Annotated in this window: 6 protein-coding genes and 1 pseudogene; 1 reads left to right on the top strand and 6 read right to left on the bottom strand. The window is 40.2% G+C overall.

The genetic code is table 11. From position 1 onward, the window contains the following. Positions 1-265: 265 nt before the first annotated feature. The 5 genes from AAEY93_RS19970 to pnp all read right to left on the bottom strand — a co-directional run bounded on the left by AAEY93_RS19970 (position 266) and on the right by pnp (position 6,113). Positions 266-1,027, bottom strand: coding sequence for a TatD family hydrolase (locus AAEY93_RS19970; protein WP_124012151.1), 762 nt, complete (start codon positions 1,025-1,027; stop codon positions 266-268). Between the two features lie 4 nt (positions 1,028-1,031). Then, positions 1,032-1,220 carry a DUF5363 family protein gene (locus tag AAEY93_RS19965; protein ID WP_101032508.1) on the bottom strand — a complete coding sequence of 63 codons (189 nt, stop codon included), beginning with the start codon at positions 1,218-1,220 and terminating at the stop codon, positions 1,032-1,034. Between the two features lie 81 nt (positions 1,221-1,301). Continuing rightward, a complete protein-coding gene (gene prfC / locus AAEY93_RS19960; protein ID WP_101032509.1) occupies positions 1,302-2,882 on the bottom strand; it encodes a peptide chain release factor 3 in 1,581 nt (526 codons plus the stop codon). A 76-nt stretch (positions 2,883-2,958) separates the two neighbouring features. Further along, positions 2,959-3,870 (bottom strand): lipoprotein NlpI, encoded by a 912-nt coding sequence (gene nlpI / locus AAEY93_RS19955; RefSeq protein ID WP_124012072.1) that lies wholly within the window; start codon positions 3,868-3,870, stop codon positions 2,959-2,961. A 146-nt stretch (positions 3,871-4,016) separates the two neighbouring features. Next, positions 4,017-6,113: a polyribonucleotide nucleotidyltransferase gene (gene pnp, locus AAEY93_RS19950; RefSeq protein ID WP_101032511.1), complete on the bottom strand. Its 2,097-nt coding sequence runs from the start codon at positions 6,111-6,113 to the stop codon at positions 4,017-4,019. A 398-nt stretch (positions 6,114-6,511) separates the two neighbouring features. Between pnp and AAEY93_RS19945 the strand changes: the two genes are divergently transcribed. Further along, on the top strand, positions 6,512-8,548 hold the full coding sequence (locus tag AAEY93_RS19945) for a putative bifunctional diguanylate cyclase/phosphodiesterase (protein ID WP_101032512.1): 2,037 nt from the start codon (positions 6,512-6,514) through the stop codon (positions 8,546-8,548). Between the two features lie 387 nt (positions 8,549-8,935). On the opposite strand, the pseudogene AAEY93_RS19940 reads toward AAEY93_RS19945, so the two are convergent. Further along, positions 8,936-9,040, bottom strand: a pseudogene (locus tag AAEY93_RS19940) (IS1595 family transposase); the annotation flags it as partial.

The following is a 9,040-nucleotide window of genomic DNA, read 5'->3' as shown; positions in this document are numbered from 1 at the left end:
ATACCTAACAGATTGTTAAATTTGGCAATAATTCACACGCCAATACATTCTTACTGAGCCAACTGCATAGGCATGTTACTATATCCATTAATCATCACCCTTTTGTTAACAGTTTTTTTGAATGTTGTTAACTCACCTAATTTCCGCTGATGATTATAACTGAGCGTGAAACGAAAAGCGTCGTTTTGATCAAGTTTTTAAAGTTTAATTTCAAACCCTTACAACATTAAAAAATATTTAACTTAAGGTGTTCATTAAAAAATAACTAAAGGTCAAATAGTTGCAAAGCATTTTGATTCAATTGTTCTAATATACAGACAGTCGACTTTTCCTTTAAAAATGCGATCTCGGACACAACACGAAGAAGAGTGAGTGGGGTGTTACGCGATTGTGGATGATCAAATGGAGCCATGCTTGGCGAATCCGTTTCCAATAAAAAGTGTTCTAACGGTAAATTGACCACGGTTTCACGGAGCTTTTTTGCACTGGGGTTGAGAATTAACCCACCAACACCTAATTTAAACCCGAGCGAAATATAACGTTTGGCCATGTCACTGTTACCATAAAAGCCATGCACAACTCCGCCTCGTGTTAGCTTAAAATGTGCCAACATTGTCAGTAATTCTTGATGAGCTTTAACGGCATGTAAAATGACAGGTAATTGATAAGTTTGAGCAAGTGCTAACTGTTTCTCAAGTAACAACAATTGTTTATCAGACCAATGATGTAATTTATCGAGACCACACTCCCCAACAGCCACCAAACGCTTATTTTTACTATGTTGTTGTAACATTGCATCCAGCTTAATAATGGCCGCATCAATGCTCTCAGGCACGTACCAAGGGTGAATGCCAAGCGAAAAAAAACAATCAAATTGTTGCGCTATTTGGATTTGCTTTTGCCATTGGTCAACCGACACACCCGGTAAAATTACCGACGTAATACCGCTACGATGCATAGCCTCAAACAGCTGTTCTCTATCACCATCGAACGCTGACATATCAAGATGAGCATGAGTATCAATCATAAGGTCACTGTTTTTCATTGGCACGATAAACCTGGTGCACTGTGGGTTCAGTTTTTGGTCTATCCATTTCAGGTTCGCTCAACCTTGGTACACAACTACGTTTATTTTCTAGGGTTAATCCCATGTCATCACACCATAAAATGTATTTTTGCCAAGGTTTGACAATAAATAGCTTAATAATAGCGTTAACCATCCTAATTCCCTCATAAAAACAATAATAAAAAAGGCGGCAAAGCCACCTTTTTTAACATCTCTGCAAAAACCATGTTAACAATTAGTGTTCACGCGTCTTAGTGAACTCAATGTCAGGATAGCGTTCCATGGATAAGTTTAGATTCACCATTGTTGGCGCAATATAGGTCAAGTTATTTCCGCCATCGAGGGCTAAATACTGACTACATTTACGCTGAAACTCTTCTAATTTACGCTCGTCTTTGCAATACACCCAACGAGCCGTACTGACACTGATACCTTCGTAAATAGCTTCAACGTTATATTCACTTTTTAAGCGTCCAACAACCACTTCAAACTGAAGTACACCAACCGCTCCCACAATGAGATCGTTAGAGTCAATGGGTCTAAAGACCTGTACAGCACCTTCTTCAGATAACTGAACTAATCCTTTAAGCAGTTGTTTCTGTTTTAAAGGATCTTTTAATCGAATACGACGGAACATTTCAGGGGCAAAGTTAGGCACACCAGTAAAACGTAATTTTTCGCCTTGGGTAAAGGTATCACCAATTCGCATCGTGCCATGATTATGTAGTCCAATAATGTCACCAGGATAAGCAGCTTCAGCACGACTACGATCCCCAGCCATAAAGGTCAACGCATCACTGACATTGACATCTTTACCAATGCGAACATGGTGCATTTTCATACCTTGCTCATACCGACCCGAGCAAACACGCATAAAAGCAACACGATCTCGGTGTTTTGGATCCATATTGGCTTGAATTTTGAAGATAAAACCAGAGAATTTTTCTTCATCAGGAGTGACATTGCGGACATCACTTTCACGAGGAAGCGGCTTGGGGGCCCATTCAACCATACCGTCCAGAATATGATCTACACCGAAGTTACCTAAGGCGGTACCAAAATACACTGGCGTAAGCTCGCCTTTTAGAAAGGCCTCTTGATTGAACTCATGTGAAGCACCCGCAACCAGTTCCATTTCTTCACGGATTTCAGCAGCATAAGAGCCAAGCACTTTGTCTAGTTCAGGATTGTGTAATCCTTTGATAATACGCTCTTCTTGAATAGTGTGACCCATACCACTCTGGTATAAAATGATTTCATCACGCAAAATATGGTAGACGCCTTTAAACTCTTTACCAGAGCCAATAGGCCAAGTGATAGGTGCGCAAGCTATCTTTAAAATAGCTTCGACTTCATCCATTAATTCAATGGGCTCACGAATATCACGGTCACATTTATTCATGAATGTCACAATCGGCGTATCACGTAAACGCGTCACATCCATTAATTTAATAGTACGATCTTCGACACCTTTAGCGGAATCAATCACCATTAAACAAGAATCGACCGCCGTTAGGGTACGATAAGTGTCTTCAGAAAAATCTTCGTGACCAGGTGTATCAAGTAAGTTGATGAGTGCGCCACCGTAAGGAAACTGCATAACAGAGGTGGTAATGGAAATACCACGATCTTTTTCCATTTCCATCCAATCAGATTTAGCATGTTGACCAGACTTTTTGCCTTTTACCGTTCCGGCCTTTTGTAAGGCGTTTCCGAATAAAAGTACTTTTTCGGTGATGGTGGTTTTACCCGCATCGGGGTGCGAAATGATGGCGAAAGTACGACGCTTGTCGACCTCAACGTTATTGCCTGACATGTTAACCTTGCACTAGCCGCTAAAAATGGGGCAAATTATACCGCCTATCGGCAGAATTGGCTAGGCAAAGTGTTTTTTAGCTTTTCAATGGTACTTGGGTAGACTGTTGGATCATATTTTTCATTTTAGCTAATTCAATTCTCGCATAACGATGCTCAACAAAATCATAAATATTAGTCGCTAACGTTAAACGATAAAAATTAGCAGCTTGCTGATATTGGCCATTTGCAGCAGCATGTTTAGCTAAGTAGAAATAAGCTTCACATAAGCGTTCAGCATATTCTTTTGGTTGAGACAAGCCCACTTTTGCAGCAGAAAATACTTGTTCTTGGTTGACGTTACCTATGTAAAAATCAACCAATATACTAGACCAATCTTCATCATTTAACTGTTCACGTTGTTGCGCCAAATTCACTAAAGCGGCATTTTTATCAACCGCAGCAGTCATCAAATAGAGCCAAAGAACCCGGTAACCATCACTAGGGTCTCGCTCATAAAATACTTTCATGTCGTCTACCGCTAATTCGTAGCGCTCGCCATAATATAATGCGATACCGCGATTTAAAAAGGCGTAATCATAATTAGGTGACAGTTCTAATACACCATCAAAGGCTTCATAAGCACTATCGAACTCACCTTCTTGAGTGTAGTAAATGCCCAGAAAGTTATAGGCATCAGCTAAATCGGGTTGTAATTTTAGTGCCTGATGAAAATCAATTCTACCCAGTAAGCGTAATCCGACACTGTCATAAATGACGCCACGATCGTAATGAAAACGTGCGCGTTGCTCGTCAGTTAACTCCATAGTAGCCAAAATTTCATTTAGCTTTGCCAGCGTCACTTCCAACTTATAGTCTGGCATGACAGGAGCGATAATCATCTGTCCCGCAATATTATCATTTGAACCTAACGTTGCAGTACACCCTGACAACAACATGCTTGCACCCACAACAACGGCAACGATTGTGGTGCGTAGTTTACATTCCATCCGCTTTACCTTATCAGGTTCTATTAATATTCAACATCATAGCAATCTGGCAATCTAAGAGCCATGCACATTACAGATTATTTTTCAGCACATAAAAAAAGGAGATCAAATGATCTCCTTTTTTGTGGTTAAACCGTTAAATTAGATTACTCAGCAGTTTCTTTCGCTTGAGCTTCTTTAATTGACAGTCTGACACGACCTTGACGATCCACTTCCATTACTTTTACAGCAACTTCTTGGTTCATTTCTAAATGATCAGATACATTTGCAACGCGCTCATCACTGATTTGAGAGATGTGTACTAAACCATCTTTACCTGGAAGAATGTTTACAAATGCACCGAAATCAACAATACGGATTACTTTACCGTTGTAGATGCGACCCACTTCAACTTCAGCAGTGATTTCTTCGATACGACGGATAGCTTCTTTCGTTGCTTCGCCATTCGATGATGCTATTTTCACAGTACCATTGTCATCAAGCTCAATCGTAGTACCCGTTTCTTCGGTTAGCGCACGAATTACCGCGCCGCCTTTACCAATTACATCACGGATCTTCTCTGGGTTGATCTTGATAGTGGTGATACGTGGAGCATGGGCAGAGATATCATCACGAGGAGAACCAATGGCTTGGTCCATCACGTTTAGGATATGAACGCGTGCGCCATAAGCCTGTTGTAGTGCGATATCCATGATTTCTTTGGTGATACCTTCGATTTTGATATCCATCTGCAATGCAGTGATACCATCACGAGTACCGGCTACTTTAAAGTCCATGTCACCTAAGTGATCTTCATCACCTAAGATGTCAGAAAGTACAACGAAATCGTCGCCTTCTTTAACGAGACCCATTGCAATACCAGCAACAGAACTTTTGATTGGTACACCCGCATCCATTAATGCTAATGAAGTACCACATACTGAAGCCATTGAGCTTGAACCGTTAGATTCAGTGATTTCAGATACAACACGAATGCTGTATGGGAATTCTTCAGCAGAAGGCATCACTGCATTCATACCACGCCATGCTAACTTACCATGACCAATTTCACGACGCTTAGGTGAACCAACCATACCGGTTTCACCAACACAATACGGAGGGAAGTTATAGTGAAGCATAAAGCGATTAGTACGTTCGCCCATGATGCTATCAATCTTCTGAGCATCACGTTCAGTACCCAAAGTACAAGTGACTAGTGCTTGTGTTTCACCACGAGTAAACAATGAGCTACCGTGAGTACGTGGGAGTACACCCGCTAACACACTTAATGCGCGGATCATGTCTGGTTCGCGACCATCGATACGTGGCTTACCACTAATAATACGTCCGCGGACCACACTTTTCTCTAAGCTACCAAGTAGGGTGTCTACTTCACGACAATCTACATCTGGATTCTCTGCAACTAACGCCGCTTTCGCAGCCGCTTTAACAATACCGACTTGTATATAACGGTCTTGCTTGACTTCAATTTGGTAAGCGTCTGTCATGCCAGCTTCTGCAAGCTCTTTGATTTTAGCGACTAAATCTTGATCTTGAACGGGTGCAGTCCAATCCCATGTTGGCTTACCAGCTTCAGCTTTGAATTCACTGATAGCATCAACAACAACTTGCTGTTGATCATGACCGTAAGTTACCGCACCTAGCATGATTTCTTCTGCAAGCGCTTTTGCTTCAGATTCAACCATAAGTACCGCTGCTTTAGTACCGGAAACCACTAAGTTAAGCGAGCTTGTTGCAAGCAGGTCAACCGATGGGTTAAGTACATATTCGCCGTCGACATAACCAACACGCGCAGCACCTATTGGGCCGCTGAAAGGAATACCAGAAATAGCTAACGCGGCTGAGGTACCAATCATCGAAATAATATCTGGCTCGATTTGTGGATCAACCGATACCACAGTGATGATAACTTGAACTTCGTTTTTAAAACCGTTAGGAAATAAAGGACGAATAGGACGGTCAATGAGACGTGCAATCAGAGTTTCATCTTCTGAAGGACGACCTTCACGCTTAAAGAAACCGCCAGGAATTTTACCTGCAGCATAGGTTTTTTCTTGATAGTTAACCGTTAGCGGGAAAAAGCTACGGCTTAAGTCCGCAATTTTTTTACCAACGACAGTAACTAATACTGTGGTATCGCCCATGCTTGCTAAAACTGCAGCATCTGCTTGACGTGCCATAACACCTGTTTCTAAGGTGACGGTATGTTGACCATACTCAAAACTCTTTACAATTGGATTCACGTGACCCATTCCTTAATTTAATGACCTTTAATTACGCGCACAAGTATACTTCAATTAGGTTGAATAGTTAAATAGACGCGAGTTACAGAACGTAAAAATCGTTAAAATAATCATTTTCCTACGTGAGATCATTGAATTAAAAAATGATTTAGATGCTATAAAGCTAAGATTATCTCTACTAAGTGGCCTGATGTTCGATATTTGGTTGGATTATTGATGACAAGACAGATGAATTTGACTAAAGTCTTAGTTGATAATGTTAATTTTTGTATGGGGTTAAACTATTCATTAGCCACGATGCGATTGATTTTTTATTGAATATAAATCTTTTTTGATTTTAGCATTTTGAGCTACAAAATTAATTTAGAAATAGTCACTTATATGACATGGAATAATATATGACGGCCCGTTTTAAGTCTCTTACATGGAAACAAACTAATTTAGTGGTTTTTACTGCTTTGTTTTTTGCAATTGCCATCTTTATTGTCGAAATTGCATTAGTTGTCATTACGACTAAACAACAACTTACTGCTGAACAACAAGAACTGCTCAATTCTGTCGAACAAATTACCACCAATTCGGTATGGTCTTTAGATGATAAACTTGCCAGCCAAACACTTGAAGGCATTATCAAAGTAGATAATGTTGGTTCTGCGGTGATTGAACTTGATGATGGGTCATTATTTGTGTCGGAGGCAAATCAATACGCTGCGTTCCCAAATAGCTACATTTCGTTAAGTAATCGTCTATTTGGTGATCTAAAAGAGATCTCCCGTCCGCTATATCGACCATTCTATTTTGAAGACAATAAACAACAGCAGCTGATTGGCACGCTGACGATTTTTTACGACACACAAAAACTCACCGCTAAACTATTTAACCAGTTACAACTAGGGTTAATTGCAACTCTGGCTCGCGCATTACTGCTCACACTGGTATTAACCGTGGTGTTTCATCGTTTTCTCACTCAACCCATCGCTCGCATTAGTGAAGCCATCGATAAAATTGATCCTGACTATCCCGATGAAAACTTATTGCCCATGTCAAAAGCACATAAAGATGATGAATTAGGGCTAGTAACCAGTAAATTTAACCAAATTTTATTACAGTTCAGCCAAACTCAGAACAAGCTGCGCAAAATGGCTACGCGAGATCCACTCACAGGGTTACCAAACCGGACATTATTATTAGAAACATTGAATGTCACCATTCAGCGTTCACGCGTTCATAAACGCAATTTTGCGTTACTCTTTATTGACTTAGATCGATTTAAAAATGTAAATGATTCATTAGGCCATGCAATCGGTGATCAATTCCTAGCGCGTATTGCACGTATTTTAGAAAGAGTGGTTGGTGATAGAGGCAGCGTGGCTCGTTTAGGCGGTGATGAATTTGTGATTTTAGCAGATGAAATCCAAACCCCTTCACAAGCAGCTGATTTTGTTGATAAGTTACTTATTCAATTAAATACTCCAATTCAACTTAATGAACATGCAATTCATCCAGCGGCTTCTATCGGCATATCGATATATCCTGAAGATGGTACCACTGCAGAGGATTTAATTCGTCATGCCGATATAGCAATGTACAGCGCTAAAGCGGCTGGATCGAATCAGTGGTCCTTCTTTAAGCAACAAATGACCGATCGCGCTGCGGTGAGATTGCGCACAGAAGCGTCGTTACACGATGCATTAAAAAACAACGAATTCTTATTGTATTTTCAACCTAAATTTGATCTAAAAACCAATAAAGTAGTGGGATGTGAAGCCCTTATTCGCTGGCAAAAAGACGGTCGTTTAATCAGCCCGATGTCGTTTATCCCTGTTGCGGAAGAAACCGGTATTATCATCCCTATCGGACGATGGGTCATAGAGCAAAGCTGTAAAGTCATTAGAGATTGGCAACGTAAATTCAATTATGAAATCCCCATTGCAGTGAATGTGGCATCACAACAATTTGCAGATGCTAGTTTAGTGCCTGATATTAAGCAATTGGCAATACGTTATCAAATACGTCCAGAATTGCTTGAAATAGAAATTACAGAAACGTCACTCATGAATGATGTTGAGCAAGCTATTACCAAGTTAGAACAGCTGAAATCAGCTGGCTTTGGCATTGCGGTCGATGACTTTGGTACCGGATATTCTTCATTGTCATATTTGCGCCACTTACCGATTACCACAATGAAAATTGATCGTGCATTTGTGAGTGATCTTCCACAAGATAGCGCAATTGCGTCGACTATTTTAATGCTTGGCCGTCAACTTGATTTGACCATTGTTGCTGAAGGTATTGAAAATATCCAACAACTTGAATGGCTCAAAGACAATCAATGTGAAATTGGCCAAGGTTTTTACTTCAGCCAGCCGCTGCCATTAGCAGAGTTTGAAGAAAAATATATTGCCTGCAATACCGCAAAAATATTGCATGTTTAAACGCAATTTATTAGCCACAGTAATCTGATGTAATCACTGTTAATTGTCACGATACAGTTAACAGTGATTGGCCTTAAGACAGCTTCGAGATTGATCTCAATTTAAATCACTGCAGTTACACTGAATACGTCCCAACTATAGCTATTTTCATATCCATACTCTACAAACTCATTTTGGTATCTGCTCTCTCATGAGCTTGGGCAAGCTGTTTTTATATAATTATATTGTAATAAAACATCGAGATTAACAGCCGTTGCGATTAGGGTAACCTAGTCTGGAGGATCACCACGACACTAATAAGATAAGTATTTGAAGGCAAAATGTGAGTCACTATACACTGGCCTAATATCCATTAATGTCATTTATTATCATGCCTATGCACTTGGCTCAGTAAGAATGTATTGGCGTGTGAATGATTGCCAAATTTAACAATCTGTTAGGTATTTCTCTTTCCATTTGTCTACGATTGAACCGATAACAGAACTCGCTCAG

Origin of the sequence: Shewanella sp. CAL98-MNA-CIBAN-0140, assembly GCF_040309905.1 — a bacterium.
GTDB lineage: Bacteria > Pseudomonadota > Gammaproteobacteria > Enterobacterales > Shewanellaceae > Shewanella > Shewanella psychromarinicola.
This window is presented reverse-complemented; position numbering and strand designations above follow the sequence as displayed.